At 73.0% G+C, this 19,209-nt stretch carries 15 protein-coding genes; 4 read left to right on the forward strand and 11 right to left on the reverse strand.

Annotation, left to right across the window (positions count from 1 at the left end; all coding sequences use genetic code 11):
* Nucleotides 1-66: 66 nt before the first annotated feature.
* From ACFWU6_RS10510 to ACFWU6_RS10540, 7 genes are all read right to left on the reverse strand, one after another.
* Nucleotides 67-1,299, reverse strand: coding sequence for a GNAT family N-acetyltransferase (locus ACFWU6_RS10510; protein ID WP_383804824.1), 1,233 nt, complete (start codon nucleotides 1,297-1,299; stop codon nucleotides 67-69).
* An 89-nt stretch (nucleotides 1,300-1,388) separates the two neighbouring features.
* Entirely contained in the window at nucleotides 1,389-2,651 is a 1,263-nt protein-coding gene (locus ACFWU6_RS10515) for a YncE family protein (RefSeq protein ID WP_383980341.1), read from the reverse strand.
* 152 nt (nucleotides 2,652-2,803) lie between these two features.
* Nucleotides 2,804-3,955 (reverse strand): XdhC family protein, encoded by a 1,152-nt coding sequence (locus tag ACFWU6_RS10520; protein ID WP_383804828.1) that lies wholly within the window; start codon nucleotides 3,953-3,955, stop codon nucleotides 2,804-2,806.
* A 71-nt stretch (nucleotides 3,956-4,026) separates the two neighbouring features.
* Entirely contained in the window at nucleotides 4,027-5,490 is a 1,464-nt protein-coding gene (locus ACFWU6_RS10525) for an NCS2 family permease (protein WP_383804830.1), read from the reverse strand.
* A 322-nt stretch (nucleotides 5,491-5,812) separates the two neighbouring features.
* Nucleotides 5,813-8,215: a xanthine dehydrogenase subunit D gene (pucD, locus tag ACFWU6_RS10530; RefSeq protein WP_383804832.1), complete on the reverse strand. Its 2,403-nt coding sequence runs from the start codon at nucleotides 8,213-8,215 to the stop codon at nucleotides 5,813-5,815.
* A gap of 2 nt (nucleotides 8,216-8,217) precedes the next feature.
* Complete coding sequence (locus ACFWU6_RS10535; protein ID WP_383804834.1) at nucleotides 8,218-8,829, reverse strand: (2Fe-2S)-binding protein; 612 nt, start codon at nucleotides 8,827-8,829, stop codon at nucleotides 8,218-8,220.
* Nucleotides 8,830-8,831: 2 nt separating this feature from the next.
* The gene (locus ACFWU6_RS10540; protein ID WP_383804836.1) at nucleotides 8,832-9,728 is read right to left on the reverse strand and encodes an FAD binding domain-containing protein; all 897 of its coding nucleotides are present in this window, start codon (nucleotides 9,726-9,728) and stop codon (nucleotides 8,832-8,834) included.
* A gap of 254 nt (nucleotides 9,729-9,982) precedes the next feature.
* Between ACFWU6_RS10540 and ACFWU6_RS10545 the strand changes: the two genes are divergently transcribed.
* Both ACFWU6_RS10545 and ACFWU6_RS10550 read left to right on the forward strand, forming a co-directional pair.
* Nucleotides 9,983-11,662, forward strand: coding sequence for a PucR family transcriptional regulator (locus tag ACFWU6_RS10545; RefSeq protein WP_383804837.1), 1,680 nt, complete (start codon nucleotides 9,983-9,985; stop codon nucleotides 11,660-11,662).
* A 165-nt stretch (nucleotides 11,663-11,827) separates the two neighbouring features.
* Nucleotides 11,828-12,601, forward strand: a complete 774-nt coding sequence (locus ACFWU6_RS10550; RefSeq protein ID WP_383804839.1) for a hypothetical protein — start codon at nucleotides 11,828-11,830, stop codon at nucleotides 12,599-12,601.
* A gap of 92 nt (nucleotides 12,602-12,693) precedes the next feature.
* Here ACFWU6_RS10550 and ACFWU6_RS10555 read toward each other — a convergent pair whose 3' ends face one another.
* The gene (locus ACFWU6_RS10555; RefSeq protein WP_383804841.1) at nucleotides 12,694-13,392 is read right to left on the reverse strand and encodes a GntR family transcriptional regulator; all 699 of its coding nucleotides are present in this window, start codon (nucleotides 13,390-13,392) and stop codon (nucleotides 12,694-12,696) included.
* Nucleotides 13,393-13,524: 132 nt separating this feature from the next.
* Between ACFWU6_RS10555 and ACFWU6_RS10560 the strand changes: the two genes are divergently transcribed.
* Together ACFWU6_RS10560 and ACFWU6_RS10565 are read left to right on the forward strand one after the other, a co-directional pair.
* The gene (locus ACFWU6_RS10560) at nucleotides 13,525-14,385 is read left to right on the forward strand and encodes a (2Fe-2S)-binding protein (protein ID WP_383804843.1); all 861 of its coding nucleotides are present in this window, start codon (nucleotides 13,525-13,527) and stop codon (nucleotides 14,383-14,385) included.
* 256 nt (nucleotides 14,386-14,641) lie between these two features.
* Complete coding sequence (locus ACFWU6_RS10565; protein ID WP_383804845.1) at nucleotides 14,642-15,700, forward strand: DUF2637 domain-containing protein; 1,059 nt, start codon at nucleotides 14,642-14,644, stop codon at nucleotides 15,698-15,700.
* Nucleotides 15,701-15,752: 52 nt separating this feature from the next.
* Here the strand turns inward: ACFWU6_RS10565 and ACFWU6_RS10570 are convergent, their stop codons facing one another.
* From ACFWU6_RS10570 to ACFWU6_RS10580, 3 genes are all read right to left on the reverse strand, one after another.
* A complete protein-coding gene (locus ACFWU6_RS10570; protein ID WP_383804847.1) occupies nucleotides 15,753-16,307 on the reverse strand; it encodes an ATP-binding protein in 555 nt (184 codons plus the stop codon).
* Between the two features lie 31 nt (nucleotides 16,308-16,338).
* On the reverse strand, nucleotides 16,339-18,081 hold the full coding sequence (locus ACFWU6_RS10575) for a pyruvate dehydrogenase (RefSeq protein ID WP_383804849.1): 1,743 nt from the start codon (nucleotides 18,079-18,081) through the stop codon (nucleotides 16,339-16,341).
* 84 nt (nucleotides 18,082-18,165) lie between these two features.
* A partial coding sequence (locus ACFWU6_RS10580; RefSeq protein WP_383980345.1) for a protein phosphatase 2C domain-containing protein occupies nucleotides 18,166-19,209 on the reverse strand: 1,044 nt, incomplete at its 5' end.

Below are 19,209 nucleotides of genomic sequence, written 5' to 3' on the forward strand. Positions count from 1 at the left end.
CCGGCGGCGGGGGCGGTCCGCTCGCCCGCCCCCGCCGTCGCCCCCCGCCGGGACCCCGGGTCCGCCTCAGAACTCGTCGGCGGTGTGCGGCAGCAGCCCGGTCCACAGGGCAGCGTCCAGCGCCGCCGCCGCGCCCGGCGCGTGCTCGGCCACCAGCCCCGCGGCCACGAGTTCGACGGCCCGGGTCCCGCCCAGGTAGCAGGCGGCCAGCTCCCGTACGTCCAGCGCCAGGTCGGGGGCGCCCCGGGCCGGCTCGTACGCCACTCCGTGCGGGCCCGCCTTGAGCCGGTACCGGCCCGCGTTCGCGGGCAGCCGCACGTCGGTGAGCTCCAGCACCAGCTCCACCGGGGCCGCCCACGACCGGGCCGTCAGCGCCGCCCGTACGTCGACCAGGCGCAGCCACAGCGCGGGGAACTGGGCGGTGACCCGTACCTGGTCCCGGTCGGCCGCGAAGTGCAGCAGCGGGTCGTCGGCCGGGCGGCCCCACGCCCGGACCCGGCCGGTGAGGTCGAGGGCGGACACGTACTGCCACAGGGCCGCGGCGACCGCCGGGGTGTCGGCCTCCAGTTCGTCGACGCGGACGAGGCCCGGGGTGCGCCCCGCCCCGCCGTCGTCCTCGGCCTTCGTCCGGTAGAGCACGTACCCGGCGACGGGCTCCCCGGGTTCCCCCAGGACGATGGTCCGGGGCGGCCCCAACTCCTCGTCCTCCTCGTCTTTCTCGGACAGCCACTCCTCGCGCCAGCGGTCCGGGCTGCGGGTGGGGCGGCCGGCCCGCAGGGAGCGGGCGGCCTCGTGGTGGGACCCGATCACGCCCAGTGCCTCCTGCGGGCCGAGGAGGCGCAGCGGGCGCCCGTCCGGGGTGATGCGCAGGGCGAGGGGGCGGGTGGAGTCGATCTCGATGGTGGCTCCGGCGGTCGCGCCGCCGAAGCCGAAGCGTCCGTAGATGGCGGACTCGGAGGCCCAGAGCGCGGCGAGGGGCCGGCGCGCGGCCGCGGTGCGCCGCAGCTGCTCGGCCATCATCGCGCTGAGCACGCCGCGCCGGCGGTGGGTGGGGGCGACGGAGACGAAGGTGAGCCCGGGGCAGGGCAGGTCCGCCCCGGGCACGGAGAGCCGGAAGTCGTGCGCGGCCATGAACCCGACGAGGGCGTCGTCCTCGTAGGCGCCGATCCGCTCGCAACGGGCCAGCAGGGCCCGGTGCTTGTCGCGGCGCTCCCCCTCGGGCCGGTCGTGGAAGACGAGGTACGCGAGCTCCACCGCGCGCTCGATGTCGGCCTCGGGTACCTCGCGGATGTCCACCATGATCGGCAGACTAATCGGTCATCGCGGACCGGTCACCCCAAAATGGCCGGATGGGCGCGGTATGACCGGTTCCGGTGCCCGCACACGGATCAGCGTGCCGCGGGGCCGGTCCATCCGGCCGGGACGTGCCCGATCCGAATCCGCTGGGGGTGGTCCCCGACGGGGACGGAGACCCGCTTGAGGCCGGTGGCGAAGTCGATGGCGGTGACCCGGTCGGAGCCGCTCTCGGAGATCACGCAGGCCGTGCCGTCGCCGTCGACGGTGGCCCAGTACGGCTTGTCGGCGGGCACCAGCGGACCTTCGGCGAGGGTGGCGCGGTCCACGACGGTCGCGTAGTCGTCCATGGTGCCCGCGATGCAGAGCTTGGCGCCGTCCGGGCTCATGGACATGCCGTGGTGCCGCGAGTCGTTGACCCAGGTGGTGCGGTCGGTGCTGGTGGCCGGATTGGCGGGGAGGGTCTTGAGGCGGGTGATCCGGTCGCCGGCCACGTCGTACTCCAGGAAGCCGTTGAAGAAGGACACCTGGAAGTACAGCTTCGACTCGTCGGGGCTGAAGGACACGGGCCGCACAGCGTCGGACAGGTCCCGGCGGCCGAAGGCGTCGAGACGCTCGCGCATGTCGACGACCCGCACCGTGCGGAAGGTCTGCGCGTCGACGACGGTGATCTTCCGCTCTCCCTTCGTCCAGTCCAGCCAGGGGGCGTCGAGGGCGGTGTTCACCTCACCGATCGAGCTGTTCCAGAGGAACCGGCCGTCGCGCGTGAAGGTGTTCTCGTGCGGCTTGTCGCCGGTGGGGAAGGAGCCGAGGCCGCGGCCGGTCGCGATGTCGAGGACGTGGACGGTGTTGGCGGTGGACGCGGAGACGGCCACGCGGGTGCCGTCGGGGGAGACCGCCATGTGGTCCGAGCGGTAACCGGCCACCGGGAAGCGCCAGTTGATCCTGCCCGACCGCACGTCGATGGAGACGACGTCGGCGAAGCTGGGCCGCGAGACCACGACGGCCGTGCCGTCGGGGGTGGTGTACATGTCGTCCACGAACTGGTCGTGCCCCTCGCCGGCGGTTTCCCGGACGCCGAGGAAGAAGGCCAGTTTGACGGGGTTGAGGTAGATCTCGCGGAGCCGCTCCGCCTTGTCGGGGATCACGTCGATCCGGCCGATCCTGGCGAGGGTGCCGGTGGAGGCGAGGACGTCGGCGGTCCCCTCCCAGTTGTTGCCGACGAAGAGCACCTCCCGCAGCCCGTCGGCGGGGGCGGCGGCGGCCGGGCCCGCGGCGGGGGCGGCCGTCGCAGGCCCCACGGCGGCCAGCAGGGTGGCCGCGGCGAGCAGGCCCAGGGTGCGCAGGGTGCGTGACATCCGTTCGACTCCGATACGGGGAAGGGATGGAGAGGGTGCCTCCTGTTACCGGCCGGTAAGGTAGGGGAAACGCCGAAAGGGCGCAACCCCTGCGGGCGGCGCCCTTTTCTCACGTTCGCCCTTCGACCGCCGCGATCAGCGGGTTCCGCCCTTCAGGCGACGGAGCCTATCCGCCGCGCCACCGTGGTCGAGGGGTCCGGGTGGATCGGGATGTGCGCCCCGGTGAGCGCCGCGCCGGTGCCGCCGCGGCGGTTGGCGACGATCTCGGCGGCGATGGACAGCGCGGTCTCCTCCGGGGAGCGGGCGCCGAGGTCCAGGCCGATCGGGGAGCGCAGCCTGGCCAGTTCGAGCTCGGTGACGCCGACCTCGCGGAGCCGCTTGTTGCGGTCCTCGTGGGTGCGGCGGGAGCCCATGGCGCCGACGTAGGCCACGGGGAGCCGGAGCGCCAGTTCGAGGAGCGGGACGTCGAACTTGGCGTCGTGGGTGAGCACGCACAGGACGGTCCGGCCGTCGACCTCGGCGCTCTCCAGGTAGCGGTGCGGCCAGTCGACGACGATCTCGTCCGCCTCGGGGAAGCGGGCCCTCGTCGCGAAGACCGGCCGCGCGTCGCAGACGGTGACCCGGTAGCCGAGGAACTTGCCGATCCGCACCAGGGCCGAGGCGAAGTCGATGGCGCCGAAGACGATCATGCGCGGGGGCGGGACGCTCGACTCGACCAGCACCTCGAGCGGCTCTCCGCAGAGCCTGCCGTCGGCGCCGATCTCCAGCACGCCGGTCCGGCCCGCGTCGAGCATGGCGCGCGCCTCCTCGGCGATGGTGCGGTCCAGCTCGGGGTGTCCGCCGAAGCCGCCCTGGGGGGCGCCTTCGGTACGGACGAGTACGGCGCGGCCCATCAGTTCGGCCGGGCCCTGCGCCATCCGGGCCACCGCGGCGGCCTCGCCGCGGGCGGCGGCGGCCAGGGCGGCCGCGAACACCTCCCGTGCGGCGGAGCCCACGGGCACCGGGGTGACGAGGATGTCGATGATTCCGCCGCAGGTCAGGCCCACTGCGAAGGCGTCGTCGTCGCTGTATCCGAAGCGCTCCCGGACGGTCTCGCCGTCTTCGAGGGCCTGTCGGCACAGCTCGTACACCGCGCCCTCCACGCATCCGCCGGACACCGAGCCGATCGCCGTGCCGTCGCCGTCGACGGCGAGGGCGGCCCCGGGCTGCCGGGGCGCGCTCCCGCCGACCGCCACGACGGTGGCGACGGCGAAGTCACGTCCCTGCTCGACCCACCGGTTCAGCTCTTCGGCGATGTCCAGCATGAGGGCCTCCTCGGAGGGGTTCGGTTCCAGTATCGGATGCGTGGAGGGTCAGGTACGGGTCACGGCGGCGCCTAGCCGACGCCCAGCCATCCCTCGATGGGGTGCAGCGCGAAGAAGACCAGGAAGATTCCGGTCAGCGCCCACATGAAGGCGCCGATCTCGCGCGCCTTGCCCTGCGCCACCTTGATGGCGACGTAGGAGATGACGCCGGCGGCGACGCCGGCCGTGATCGAGTAGGTGAAGGGCATGATCACGACGGTCAGGAAGACCGGGATGGCGGTCGCGCTGTCGGCCCAGTCCACGTGGCGGGCGTTCTGCATCATCATCGCGCCGATGACGACCAGGGCCGCGGAGGCGACCTCGCCCGGGACGATCTGCGTGATGGGGGTGAAGAAGAGGCACGCGGCGAAGAACAGGCCGGTGACGACCGAGGCGAGACCGGTACGGGCTCCCTCGCCGACGCCGGTGGCCGACTCGACGAACACGGTCTGGCCGGAGCCGCCCGCGACGCCGCCGATGGCGCCGCCGGCGCCGTCGATGAACAGCGCCTTCGACAGGCCCGGCATGCGGCCCTTGTCGTCGGCCAGCTTGGCCTCGGTGCCGACGCCGATGATGGTGGCCATCGCGTCGAAGAAGCCGGCCAGCACCAGGGTGAAGACGATCATGCCGACCGTCATGTAGCCGACGTCGCCCCAGCCGCCGAAGCTGACGTCGCCGAAGAGCGAGAAGTCCGGCATGGAGATGGCGGAGCCCTCGAGCTCCGGCGAGCCGTTCTTCCAGGCCTTCGGGTCGATGTCGACGATGAGGTTGAGGATCGCGGCGAGGACCGTGCCGCCGACGATGCCGATCAGGATCGCGCCGGGGACCTTGCGGGCCTGGAGCATGAAGATGGCGATCAGGGTGAGGGCGAAGAGCAGCACGGGCCAGCCGGAGAGCTCACCGGTCGCGCCGAGCTGGACGGGGGGCATGAACTCCCCGCCGTTGCCGACGAAGCCGGCCTTCACGAAACCGATCAGGGCGACGAAGAGGCCGATGCCCATGGTGATGGCGTGCTTGAGCGCGAGGGGGATCGCGTTCATGATCATCTCTCGGAGGCCGGTGACGACCAGGAGGCAGATCACGACGCCGTAGACCACGCACATGCCCATGGCCTGCGGCCAGGTCATCTGCGGGGCCACCTGCGAGGCCAGCACGCCGGAGACCGAGAGGCCGGCGGCGAGGGCCAGCGGCACCTTGCCGACGAAGCCCATCAGCAGCGTGGTGACGGCGGCGGCGAAGGCGGTGGCGGTGATGATCGCCGATCCCTCCAGCGTCGCACCGGTGACGTCCTTGCCCGAGAGGAGCAGGGGGTTGAGCAGGAGGATGTACGCCATGGCCATGAAGGTCGTGATACCGCCACGGACCTCGTTGCCGACGTTGGATCCTCTGTGCGTGATGTGGAAGTACCGATCGAGCCAAGAACGCCCGGCGGGGTTGCGAGAGCCGTCGCCGGCCTCTTCCGCACTGGTCTTGGGCTCCACAGACGATTGGGTCATGGTGCCTAACTCCCAAGGTTCAAAGGGGCACCCGCATGAAGATTGGAGACGCGGGATTTGGGAAACTCCGTTGGCTGCACGACCCGGGGTGACGGCCCGAGGCGACGCGAAAGTTCACTGCGTGTACTGCGGGTAGTGCGGGGGTGACCGCTGGTACTACGTGGGGGTTGGCGCAGGGGTACTGCAGGGTGGAGCGGACCGCGAGCGGTGCGGTACGTGGTGTACTCCGGGCGGTGCGGGTGGAAGTGTGACGTTCCCGTGTCCACACCGCCCGGAGAGTCTGGGGGGTCCGGGGGCCGCGGGGCCCCCGGACCGCGCCGTCCTAGAGGGTGCCGGTGAGGGCTTCCGGACGGATCGGCGTCTTGTTGAGCTCCAGGCCCGTCGCCTGCCGGATCGCCGCGAGGACGGCCGGGGTGGACGAGAGGGTCGGGGCCTCGCCCATGCCGCGCAGGCCGTACGGGGCCTTCGGGTCGGCGAGCTCCAGGACGTCGACCGGGATGGTCGGGGTGTCGAGGATGGTGGGGATCAGGTAGTCCGTGAAGGAGGGGTTGCGCACCTTCGCGGTCTTCGGGTCCACGATGATCTCTTCCATGATCGCCACGCCGAGGCCCTGGGTGGTGCCGCCCTGGATCTGGCCGACCACGGAGAGCATGTTCAGCGCCTTGCCGACGTCCTGGGCGGTCGCCAGCTCGACGACCTTGACGAGGCCGAGCTCGGTGTCCACCTCGACGACCGCGCGGTGCGCGGCGAAGGTGTACTGGACGTGCCCGTTGCCCTGGCCGGTGACCAGGTCGAAGGGGACGGTCGGGTGGTGGCGGTATTCGAGTTCGAGGTCGATCGCCTCGTCGCCGAGGATCTCGGCGATGTCCGCGAGGACCTCGCCTCCGTCGGTGACGATCTTGCCGCCTTCGAGCAGCAGCTCGGCGGTCGCCCACGCGGGGTGGTAGGAGCCGTTCTTGCGGCGGCCGATCTCCAGCAGCGCCTCGCGGACCGCCTCACAGGTGTTCTTCACGGCGCCACCGGTCATGTACGTCTGCCGCGACGCGGACGTGGAACCGGCGGAGCCGACCTGGGTGTCGGCCGGGTGGATGGTCACCTGCGTGACGCCCAGCTCGGTCCGGGCGATCTGCGCGTGGACGGTGATGCCGCCCTGGCCGACCTCCGCCATGGCCGTGTGGACCATCGCGACGGGCTCGCCGTTGATGACCTCCAGGCGCACGCGGGCGGTCGAGTAGTCGTCGAAGCCCTCGGAGAAGCCGACGTTCTTGATGCCGACCGCGTAGCCCACGCCGCGGACGACGCCCTCGCCGTGGGTGGTGTTGGAGAGGCCGCCGGGCAGCGCGCGGACGTCCGCGCCCTCGCCGGCCGACTCCCACTGGCGCTCCGGCGGCAGCGGGCGGGACTTGACCCGGCGCAGCAGCTCGGCGACGGGCGCCGGGGCGTCCACGACCTGGCCGGTGGGCATGACCGTGCCCATCTCCATGGCGTTCAGCTGGCGGAACTCGACCGGGTCCATACCCAGCTTCGCCGCGAGCTTGTCCATCTGCGCCTCGTACGCGAAGCAGGCCTGGACGGCGCCGAAGCCGCGCATCGCACCGCAGGGCGGGTTGTTCGTGTAGAGCGCGATCGCCTCGATGTCCACGTCCTCCAGGACGTACGGACCGACCGAGAGGGAGGAGGCGTTGCCCACGACCGCCGGGGAGGCCGACGCGTAGGCGCCGCCGTCCAGGACGATCTTGCACTTCATGTGCGTGAGCTTGCCGTCCTTGGTGGCGCCGTGCTCGTAGTACAGCTTCGCCGGGTGGCGGTGCACGTGGCCGAAGAAGGACTCGAACCGGTTGTAGACGATCTTGACCGGCTTGTTCGTGGCGAGCGCCAGGAGGCAGGCGTGGATCTGCATCGAGATGTCCTCGCGACCGCCGAAGGCACCGCCGACGCCGGAGAGCGTCATGCGCACCTTCTCCTCGGGGAGGCCGAGGACGGGGGCGATCTGCTTGAGGTCCGAGTGCAGCCACTGGGTGGCCACGTACAGCTCGACGCCACCGTCCTCGGACGGCACGGCGAGGCCGGACTCCGGGCCGAGGAAGGCCTGGTCCTGCATGCCGAAGGTGTACTCGCCCTCGACGATGACGTCGGCGCGCTTGCGGGCCTCCTCCACGTTGCCGCGGATGATCGGCTGGCGGTGCACGATGTTCGGGTGCGGGACGTGGCCGATGTGGTGGTCGTCGCGGCCCTCGTGGATCAGCGGCGCGCCCTCGGCGAGGGCGGAGGCCTCGTCCGTGACGAGCGGCAGCTCCCGGTAGTCGATCTTGATCTTGGCGGCCGCGCGGCGGGCGGTCTCCGGGTGGTCGGCGGCCACCAGGGCCACCGGCTCGCCGTGGTGGCGCACCCGGCCGTTGGCCAGCACCGGGGTGTCCTGGATCTCCAGGCCGTAGTTCTTCATCTCGGCCGGCAGGTCGTCGTACGTCAGCACCGAGTAGACGCCGGGCATGGCGAGCGCCTCGGAGATGTCGATGGAGACGATCTCGGCGTGGGCGACGGTGCTGCGGAGGGTCTGGCCCCACAGCATGTCCTCGTGCCACATGTCCGAGGAGTAGGCGAACTCGCCGGTCACCTTGAGGGTGCCGTCCGGGCGCAGCGTGGACTCGCCGATGCCGCCCTTGGTGTGCTTCTGGCTGACGTTCGTCGGCGCGCCCGCGGGCACGGTGCGGGTGTTCTGAGCCATGGTCAGACCGCCTCTGACTGACGGGCGGCCGCGAGGCGGACCGCGTCGAGGATCTTCTCGTAGCCCGTGCAGCGGCAGAGGTTGCCGGACAGGGCCTCACGGATGTCCTGGTCGGACGGGGAGGAGTTCTCCTCCAGCAGCGCGTCCGCCTGGACCAGGAGGCCCGGGGTGCAGAAACCGCACTGGACGGCGCCGGCGTCGATGAACGCCTGCTGGATCGTGGAGAGGGGGGCGCCCTCGCCGGTCTGCGAGTCGCCCGCGGGCTTGGCCTGCCACTGCTTGGCCGCGTCCAGGGTGACGCCGCCCTTGCCGCCGCAGCCGCCGCCGGTGCCGCAGGCGCCACCGTGGCCGTGCTCCTCGCGCTGCCTGGCGTAGTCCGCCAGGCCCTCGACGGTCACGACGTCGCGGCCCTCCACCTGGCCGGCCGCGACCAGACAGGAACAGACCGGCACGCCGTCGAGGCGCACCGTGCAGGAGCCGCACTCACCCTGCTCGCAGGCGTTCTTCGAGCCGGGCAGGCCCATGCGCTCGCGCAGGACGTAGAGGAGGGACTCGCCCTCCCAGACGTCGTCGGCTTCCTGCGGACGGCCGTTGACAGTGAAATTGACGCGCATGATTACGCAGCCCCTTCGAGCGAGCGGCCGTTGCCGGTTCCGCGGTACTGCTCCCACGTCCAGACGAGCTGGCGGCGAGCCATGATGCCGACGGCGTGGCGGCGGTACTTCGCCGTGCCGCGGACGTCGTCGATCGGGTTGGCCGCGCCGGAGGCGAGGTCACCGAACTGCTTGGCGATCGACGGGGTGACGACCTTCCCGGACTCCCAGAACCCGCCCTCCTCGAGCGCGGCGTTCAGGAACTCCTCGGCGGCCTTCGCGCGGATCGGGGTCGGCGCGGCCGACCCGATCCCGGTGCGGACCGTGCGGGTCTGCGGGTGCAGCGCCAGGCCGAACGCGCAGACCGCGATGACCATCGCGTTGCGGGAGCCGACCTTCGAGTACTGCTGGGGGCCGTCCGCCTTCTTGATGTGGACGGTCTTGATGAGCTCGTCGGCGGCGAGCGCGTTGCGCTTCACGCCGGTGTAGAACTCGTCGATCGGGATCAGGCGCGAGCCGCGTACGGACTCCACCTCGACCTCGGCGCCCGCCGCGAGGAGCGCGGGGTGGGAGTCGCCGGCCGGGGAGGCGCAACCGAGGTTGCCGCCGACACCGCCGCGGTTGCGGATCTGCGGGGACGCGACCGTGTGCGAGGCGAGCGCGAGACCCGGCAGCTCCGTCCGGAGGTTCTCCATGATCTGCGTGTACGGGACGGAGGCGCCCAGACGAACCACGTCCTCGCCGACCTCCCACTCCCGCAGGAGGCCGATGCGGTTCAGGTCCAGGAGGTACTCCGGCCGACGGTGGTCGAAGTTGATCTCGACCATCACGTCGGTGCCACCCGCAATCGGCACAGCTGAGGGGAACTCGGCCTTAGCGGCGAGCGCCTCCTCCCAGCTGGCGGGGCGAAGGAAGTCCATGAGCGGCTCTCTTCTTCTTCATCGTGTCGTTCACTTCAAGCCAGGAGGCCCCATGGCCCTCGACTGGTCGTTCACGTGCTGTTAACGCGGTGTGGAGTCAGTACACAAGCCGCGCGTCCCCCGGGTGCAGTCACCGAAACCATGAAGGAGTTGGCTGGGGGCCTCCGTCGTCTTGTAGATTCGTATGAAAGGCAGGATGCGACGACCTGCCCGATTTCCAACGGCAACATTCGAGACAGATCGGCGGCGACATCATGCGGCTGCGCGCACTGCTGGAAACCGAGGCGCTGGGGCTGCGGCTGCTGGGCGGCGAGGACGAACTCGACCGGACGGTCCGCGGGGTCATGACGACCGACCTGCGGGACCCCAGCCGGTACCTCTCCGGAGGGGAGCTCGTCCTCACCGGCCTGGCCTGGCGAAGAAATTCGGCCGACTCCGAGCCGTTCGTACGAATCCTGGCCGGCGCGGGCGTGGCGGGCCTCGCCGCGGGCGAGGCGGAGCTGGGGGACATCCCGGACGATCTGGTTTCGGCCTGTCTGCGCAACCGCCTGCCGCTGTTCGCCGTGAACGAGGACGTTGCATTCGCCACGATCACCGAGTACGTGGTGCGCCAGGTGTCCGGAGAGCGTGCCGGAGACCTCGCCGCGGTCGTGGACCGCCACCGCCGCCTGATGACGTCGGGCCCGGCCGGCGGCGGCCCCGACGTGGTGCTGGATCTGCTCACCACCGACCTCGATCTCCGGGCCTGGGTGCTGTCCCCCACCGGCCGGCAGATCGCCGGGGCGGGCGAGCCGCTGGCACCGGGCGTCTGCGCGGCACTGGCGAGCGAACACCTCGCGGCGGTCCGGACGGGCCGCAGGGGACCGCACCGGATCTCCCTTCAGGGTATTACGTACTCCCTCTTCCCGATCAGAGGACACGGGCGCGGGGCGGCCGGACCGGGCGTCCGGGACGTGCGCGAGAGCGTGCTGTCGGACTGGCTGCTGGCCGTGGAGGCGGACGCGGGCGACTGGCCCGCCGAGCGCCTCGACCTCCTGCAGGGCGTCACCCAGCTGATCGCCGTGGAGCGGGACCGGCGCGACGCCGCCCGCACGGTGCGGCGCCGTCTCGCACAGGAGGTACTGGAACTGGTCCAGACGGGCGCGCCGCCCGCCGAGATCGCCGCCCGCCTGCGGGTGGCGGCCCCGGTACTGCTGCCCGGGCTGGGCACCGCCCCGCACTGGCAGGTCGTCGTGGCCCGGGTGGACTGGGACGGCGGGGACATCCCCGGCGGTCCGGTGGCCCAGACGCTGCTGGAGGAGATCCTCGTCGACCCGTCCGTACCGGGGCCCGAGCCCTCGGACCGGATCGCCGTGGCCCATGCGGGTGACGAGGCCATCGCCCTGGTGCCGCTGCCCTCGCCGTCCGGGGAGGCCGGGGAGGACAAGGGCCCCGACGCGGCCCTGCACGCCGACGAGCTGCTGGCGTCCGTACGGGCTCCCCTGCAGGCGGGCCTGGCCGAGGACGGCCGGCTCACGCTGGGCGTCAGCGCGGCCGTGCACTCCGCCGAGGGGCTGCGCGGGGCGCTCGAGGAGGCCCGGCACGCCCGCCGGGTCGCCGCGGCGCGCCCGGGCCGCGTGTGCGCGGCGGGCCACCACGAACTGGCCTCGCACGTGCTGCTGCTGCCGTTCGTGCCGGACGACGTGCGGCGGGCCTTCACGGCCCGCCTGCTGGACCCGCTGCGGGACTACGACCGGCGCCACCGCGCCGAGCTCATCCCGACCCTGGAGGCCTTCCTGGACTGCGACGGCTCGTGGACGCGCTGCGCGACCCGGCTGCACCTCCACGTCAACACGCTGCGGTACCGGGTCGGGCGGATCGAGCAGTTGACGGGCCGCGACCTGTCCCGGCTGGAGGACAAGCTCGACTTCTTCCTCGCACTGCGCATGAGCTGAGGAGATCCGCTTCCCGGCCGCACGGGGCCGGCCGGGGACCGCTGATGATCCGTCCGGACTTTGTGAAAGAGTTCACCCGACCCCTTGGCCGAACCCGCCGATCCGTGCTCTCATTTCGCCCCAGGGCTCAACGATGTGCTGCTTGGTTGCTTTGGGGAGGGCAATGTGGCGGATACCGCCATGTCCGGTGCCGGATCTACCGGGGGCGACGACCCCCTCCAGCGGGCGATATGGCGGCTGCGCTCGCGCGGCTGTTGGACCGACGCGGCGGCCCTGCTGACGCCGCACCTGAACCACGCCGGGGCGGCCGTGCAGCGCACGGCGCTGCTGGTCGAGCGGTGCCTGTTCACCGGCCAGGGATGGGCCGAGGCCGAGGACGCGCTGCGGATCGCCGAGGCGGTCGCCCGCGATGACGACGACCGGGGCGCCGCCGCCTGCGAGCGGGGCCACCTGGCGTACGCCGCCACCGTGCTCGGGGTGCGCGACCGGGCCGACGAGGCCCGCTCGGCGCTGGGCCGGGCGGCCGCCCTGCTGTCCCCCGGCTCCCGGACGCGGCCGCTGCTGGACTTCCGGCGCGGCCTGGTGGCCGAACACCTCGCGGACGCCCCGCAGTCGGCGCGGCCCGCGTACCACCGGGCGCACGCCGGCGCGGAGGCCCACGGGGACACGCTCCTGCTGTCCTTCACCTGGCGGCACCTGGCCGCCCTCGCCCTGCGGGACGGCGAGGTGGCGGAGGCCCGCAGGGGCTTCGCGGAGTCGCTGCGCATCCGGGAGGAGCTGGGCTTCCTGATCGGCACCGCCCCGGCGCTGGCGGCCCTCGCGGAGGCCGAGCCGGAGGCGGAGGCGGCCCGGCTGCGCGCGGAGGCCCGCCGGCTCTTCCACCTGCTGGGCGGCATCCCCACCTGGCTCGCGGACCAGCTCCACCCGGCCCCGGCCTAGACCCTGTCGTCAAAGTCCGGCGATACGGGGCCCGTTCCGGCGGGGCACGTTCCGGCGCGGGGCGGGCACGTTCCGGCGCGGGGGGGGCGCCGTCAGCCCGTGGAGCCCGCGAAGTGTTCCCGTACGAGCGACTCCACCGCCGGGAGCTCCCCGGCGATCAGCGCCTCCAGCAGCGCCGCGTGCTCCGCCGCGTCGGCGACCAGATCGGCCCGGCGCACCCGCGGCGCGCCCGGCAGGGGCCACTGGGCGCGGCGGTGGAGCTCCTCCGCCACCTGGACCAGACGGCCGTTGCCCGCCAGCGCGAGCACCTCGCGGTGGAAGGCCCGGTCGGCCTCCGCGTAGCCCGCCGGGTCGCCGGCCGCCGCGGCGGCGGCGGTGGCGGCCGCCGCCGGGCGCAGGGCCTCCCACGTGGCCGCGGGCACGGTGCGGGCCAGCCGGAGCATGACCGGGACCTCCAGGAGGGCCCGCACCTCGGCCAGCTCGGCCAGCTCGCGCGGGGTGCGCGACAGGACCCGGAAGCCGCGGTTGGGCAGGCACTCCACGGCGCCCTCCAGGGCCAGCTGCTGCATCGCCTCGCGCACGGGGGTCGCCGAGACCCCCAGCCGCTCCCCCAGGGCCGGCGCCGAGTAGATCTCCCCCGGCGCCAGCTCGCCGTCGATCAGTGCGGTGCGCAGCGCGTCGAGGACCTGTCCGCGCACCGAATGGCGCAACACCTTCTGCGGTGTCCGCTGCGCGGGGACCGGCGGCCCCGCCCCTGGCGCCCCGATCCTGGCCTGGGCTTCTTCGTACATCCGGTCCTCCTCACAGGTCTCGGCCGGTTCCGAGAATAGGCGACGGCGCCCGGGGAGCCGACGGTACGGACCACGCTCGATCGGGTAAGGTAAGGCTTACCTCTTAACGATCGCTCGAATCGGTGGTCCCCCATGGCCGTCACGGTCCTCGCTGCCCCGTCACCCGTCGCACCCGCCCCGGCCGGCTCTCCGGTGGCGGACGCGTACGCACGTCTGGCCGAGGTGTACGGCGGCCTCCGGGTCGAGGAGCGGTCCGCGCTCGAGCCCGTCCCCCGCGGTGCGGGATGGGTCGGCGCGGACGAGCTCGCGGCGGGGGGGCCGGCGCTGGACGCCTTCCTCGCCCGGGACGACGCCCAGGTGCTGACGGACTACGGCGTCCGCGCCCGGCCCGACGTGGTGGCGAGCTTCGGGCTGCACCGGTACGCGTGGCCCGCCTGCCTGCTGGTCACCCTGCCGTGGTTCCTCCACCGGCGGGTGCCCCGCCTCCCCGTCGCCGGGGTGGCCTTCCACCGGACCCTCGGCCGGATGGCGGTGCAGGTCGAGAGCTTCGCCTGCCTGCCGGACGACCTCGCGGCCGCCCTGCCCGGGGCCCGGACCGTGCCCGACGAGGAGGCACTGCGCGACGAGGTGCGGGCGGCGGTGGCCCAGCACCTCGGACCGGTACTGGAGGGCTTCGGCCCGCGCATGCGGCGCGGGCGCCGGGCCCTGTGGGGCATGGTCACCGACGAGGTCGTCGAGAGCCTCTGGTACATCGGCCACCTGCTCGGCGAGGAGGAGCGGGTCATGGCCGAGCTGGAGGCGCTGCTGCCCGGCTCGACGGCCCCGTACACGGGAGGTGCGGGCTTCCGCACGCTCCGCGGCCCCGACGGCGCCGCGCTGCCCACCCGGGACCGCGCCAGCTGCTGCTTCTTCTACACGATCCGCCCGGAGGACACCTGCGTCACCTGCCCGCGGACCTGCGACGCGGACCGCATCGCCCGCCTCACGGCGTGACCGGCGCGGGTCCCGGCCGGCTCCCGTCCCCGCCGTCCGGGGCCGTCGTGCACCGAACCCACCCGTAGGGATGACTCCCGCTCGAACACGAAACCCTTGGTCCGGGCGCCAGTTCGAGCGACAACACCCTATCCGGCGGGCCCGGCCCCCCGATGGCGTCCACTTGCCCCGAAACCCGCGTGTACGGCTGACCACCTGCGTCACTATGGCGCCCGGAAAGCCGCACAGCCGCATACGCGAGGCAAGGGACATCCGCATGAGACTGACCGACATATCGCTGGACTGGCTGCTGCCCGGCAGCCTGCTGATCCTGGGCGTACTTGCGGCAGTTGCGGTACTGGCCCGGGGCAGGCGCGAGAGCGAGAAGGCAGCGGCCGAGGACAGCTGGGAGCGCAGCGAGGAGCGGCGGCGGCGCAAGGAGGCCGTCTACGGGACCGCCTCGTACGTCCTGCTCTTCTGCTGCGCGGCGGTCGCCGCCGCGCTCTCCTTCCACGGGCTGGTCGGCTTCGGCCGGCAGAACCTCAACCTGACCGGGGGCTGGGAGTACCTGGTGCCCTTCGGGCTCGACGGCGCCGCCATGTTCTGCTCGGTGCTTGCCGTGCGCGAGGCCAGCCACGGCGACGCCGCCCTGGGCTCGCGCATGCTGGTCTGGCTGTTCGCGGGCGCGGCCGCCTGGTTCAACTGGGTGCACGCGCCCAGGGGGCTGGGGCACGACGGGGCTCCGCAGTTCTTCGCCGGGATGTCGCTCTCGGCGGCGGTCCTCTTCGACCGGGCCCTCAAGCAGACCCGCCGGGCGGCGCTGCGCGAACAGGGCCTGATCCCGAGGCCGCTGCCGCAGATCCGCATGGTCCGCTGGCTGCGGGCCCCCCGGGAGACCTTCGGCGCGTGGTCGCTGATGCTGCTGGAGGGGGTGCGCACCCTCGACGAGGCCGTGGACGAGGTGCGCGAGGACAAGAAGGAGAAGGAGAACGACCGGCACCGCAGGCGCGAGCAGCACCGCCTGGACCGCGCCCACATCAAGGCGCTGGGACGGCAGAACAGGGCGTTCGGGCGGACCCGCGCCCGCGAGGGCGAGATGCCGGGGCTGGCCCCCGGATCGGGCTCCGCGCCGGTCGGCGCGGAGCCGGCCATAGCGGAACCGGGACAACTGCCCCTGCGCCGAAGGCCCTCCCTGCAGGCCGTGACCGCAACCGAACCCTTTGAGGTGACCGGGCCCCGGACGGTGGACCTCACCGCCGAGGACGACACCCAGACCATCCCCCGGCTCGACTCCCTGGAGCGCAAACTGAAGGACCTGGAGCAGCAGTTCGGCTGACCGGTTGCTGCCGGTCGCCTCGCGGTGCCCGCCCGTCGGGCGGGTCCCGCCGCTATGCCGCGTCGTACCCCGCGCCGTGCGCCGGGTGGAGTTCGAACCACACCACCTTGCCGCCTCCCCTCGACAGCGCGTCCACGCCCCAGGCGTCGGCGAGCGACTGCACCAGCGCCAGGCCCCGGCCGTGCGTACCGTCGTCGGCGGTCGGTACGTACGGCCGGGGCCGGCGCGCCGCGTAGTCGCGGACCTCCACGCGGAGCCGGCCGGGGCCGAGGCTCGCGGAGACCTCCGCGCCCCGGTCGGTGTGGACGAGGGCGTTGGTGACGAGCTCGGTGATCAGCAGCTCCGCCACGTCGGCGGTGTCGGCGCGGCAGCGGTGGCGCATCAGCTCGCGCAGTGCCCGGCGGACCTCTCCCACCGCCTTCAGGTCCGCGCGGCGCACGCTCCGGGTGATCCGCAGCGTGTCCACCGCTCCCCCGCCCTCGGCGGCGGTCGACGGTTCGCGCGGTACGGGCCGCCCCCCCTTCCACGGCTTTCCGCTCTTCGCCCCCACCCGCACGGCGGTGTACCTCCCGCGTCCTCGGCTCTCGAACAGGTCTACGGGATGCATGCCCCTGGGGCCGATCCGCACTCCTGCGGGCTTACGGACGCGGCACGTTGCGCAGGTTGGATCGAGCCATCTGGATCATCCGGCCCACCCCTCCGTCCAGCACGATCTTGCCGGCGGACAGGGCGAAACCGGTCACCATGTCGGTGCTGATCTTCGGCGGGATCGACAGGGCGTTGGGGTCTGTCACCACGTCCACCAGAGCGGGCCCCTTGTGCCGGAACGCGTCCTTGAGAGCCCCTGTGAGCTGCTTGGGCTTCTCCACGCGGACCCCGTAGGCGCCCGCCGCGCGGGCGATGGCGGCGAAGTCGGGATTGGTGTTCGTCGTCCCGTAGGAGGGCAGGCCGGAAACCAACATCTCCAACTCCACCATTCCGAGGGAGGAGTTGTTGAAGAGGACCACTTTGACGGGCAGGCCGTACTGCACCAGGGTGAGGAAATCTCCCATCAGCATCGAGAATCCGCCGTCACCGGACATCGACACCACTTGACGGTTCCGGTCGGTGAACTGTGCGCCGATGGCCTGCGGGAGGGCGTTGGCCATGGAGCCGTGGCTGAAGGAGCCGATGATGCGCCGCTTGCCGTTCGGGGAAAGATAGCGCGCCGCCCACACATTGCACATGCCTGTATCCACGGTGAACACCGCGTCGTCGTCGGCCAGTTCGTCGAGGACCGAGGCCACGTACTCGGGGTGGATCGGCGTGTGCTTCTCCACCTTGCGGGTGTACGCCTTCACCACCCCCTCCAGCGCGTCCGCGTGCTTCTTCAGCATCCGGTCCAGGAAGCGGCGGTCCGCCTTGGGGCGCACCCGGGTGTTCAGGGCGCGCAGCGTCTCCCGTACGTCTCCCCAGACGGCCAGCTCCAGCTGGGAGCGGCGGCCGAGGTGTTCGGGCCGGATGTCCACCTGGACGATCTTCACGTCGTCCGGGAGGAAGGCGTTGTACGGGAAGTCCGTGCCGAGGAGGATGAGGAGGTCGCACTCGTGGGTGGCCTCGTAGGCCGCACCGTAGCCGAGCAGGCCGCTCATGCCGACGTCGTACGGGTTGTCGTACTGGATCCACTCCTTGCCGCGCAGGGCGTGCCCGATGGGGGCCTTGATCCGGCCGGCGAACTCCATCACCTCGGCGTGCGCGCCGGCGGTGCCGCTGCCGCAGAAGAGCGTGACCCTGTCGGCCTCGTCGATGAGCCGCACCAGTTTCTCGATCTCGCCCTCGCCGGGGCGGACCGAGGGGCGGGCGGTGACGAGGGCGGTCTCGACCGACTTCTCCGGGGCGGGCTCGGAGGCGACGTCCCCGGGCAGGGAGACCACGCCGACCCCGCCGCGGCCGACGGCGTGCTGGATGGCGCTCTGGAGCACCCGGGGCATCTGGCGGGGGTTGGAGATCAGTTCGCTGTAGTGGCTGCACTCGGTGAAGAGGCGGTCGGGGTGGGTCTCCTGGAAGAAGCCGAGGCCGATCTCCGAGGAGGGGATGTGCGAGGCGAGCGCGAGCACCGGGGCCATCGAGCGGTGGGCGTCGTAGAGCCCGTTGATCAGGTGCAGGTTGCCGGGGCCGCAGGAGCCCGCGCAGGCGGCGAGGCGGCCGGTGATCTGGGCTTCGGCGCCGGCCGCGAAGGCGGCCGTCTCCTCGTGCCGGACCTGGATCCACTCGATGTCACCCGTCCGGCGGATCGCGTCCACCACCGGGTTGAGGCTGTCGCCGACGACCCCGTACATCCGGCGCACGCCCGCGCGCACCAGGATGTCGACGAACTGCTCCGCGACGTTCTGCTTGGCCATGGGGAGGCACCCTCTCCGGTGTCCGGTCCGGACCCGTCCGGTTCTCGGTTGCGTGTGCCTCCCATCCAGCCATGCGAGCGCCGGTTACGCCTCCCAGACTCCGGCGGCCGTGCGGTCGTCGGCGTACCCCTTGAGGCGGAGCTGGGCGTCCGCGAGGAACGCCGCGAGGCCCGGCGGATCCTGCGCGGACCAGCGGGCGGCGAGCTCGGCCGACAGGGCCGCTTCCTCCCGCATCGGCTCCGCGAGCCCTCCGGAGCAGAGCAGCAGGATGTCCCCCGGGCGGGCCACCGAGGCGCGGAAGCGGAAGTCCCCCTCGCCGTCGCCCGCCGGTGTCCCGGCGTCCGCTCCCCCGCCCGCCTCCGGCCGCGGGCCGGACCCGCGCCGGTCCGGGCCGCCGGGCTCCAGGTCCTGCCACTCGCCCGACCGGAGCCGGAACAGCCCGCCGGCGCCCGCGCCGAAGCAGACCCGGGTCCGGCACTGCGGGTCCACCGGGAGCAGCAGGGCGCGGAGCCCGGCGGTGTAGGCGCCCTCCGCGAGGCCCCGCTCGGCGGCGCGGGCCCGCAGCCGCCCGTAGCCCCGGTCGGTGAGCCGCTGGAGGCCGGAGCGCAGGGCTTCGCGGTGCCCGGACCGGATGTCCGCGGCCAGCCGTTCCTGGCTGCGGCCGACGGCGGAGGCGACGGTGCGGCACAGTTCGGCGGCGGCCTCGGCGGTCCCGGGGGCCGCCCGGTCGCCGCCGGCGAGGACCACGAGGACGAGGGCGTCGTCGCCGGCGCCGAAGCGGGCGGTGAGCAGGTGGTCGCGGCGGGGCTCGCCCCGGTAGCGGGCCGAGTCACCGCGCAGGGAGGCGGCGCGCAGGGTGTACGTGCCGTAGTGCGCACCGTCCAGGACGGTGTCGGGGACCAGCCCGTCGAGGGCGGCCGGGTCGGCGGTGGGCAGGGCGCCCGGCTCGCCGGCGTAGGTGGGGGCGCGATCGCCGAGGTGGCGCACCTGCGGCCGCCCGGCGGGGGGCTCCGGAACCTCGTGCGGCGCCGCCCGGCGCCGCCCGGCGGCCGGGGCCGCAGCGGGGACCGGGGCCGCAGCGGGGACCGGGGCCGCAGCGGGGACCGGGGGCACCGCGACCTCCCCGAG

This window comes from Streptomyces sp. NPDC058674 (assembly GCF_042716505.1).
GTDB lineage: Bacteria > Actinomycetota > Actinomycetes > Streptomycetales > Streptomycetaceae > Streptomyces.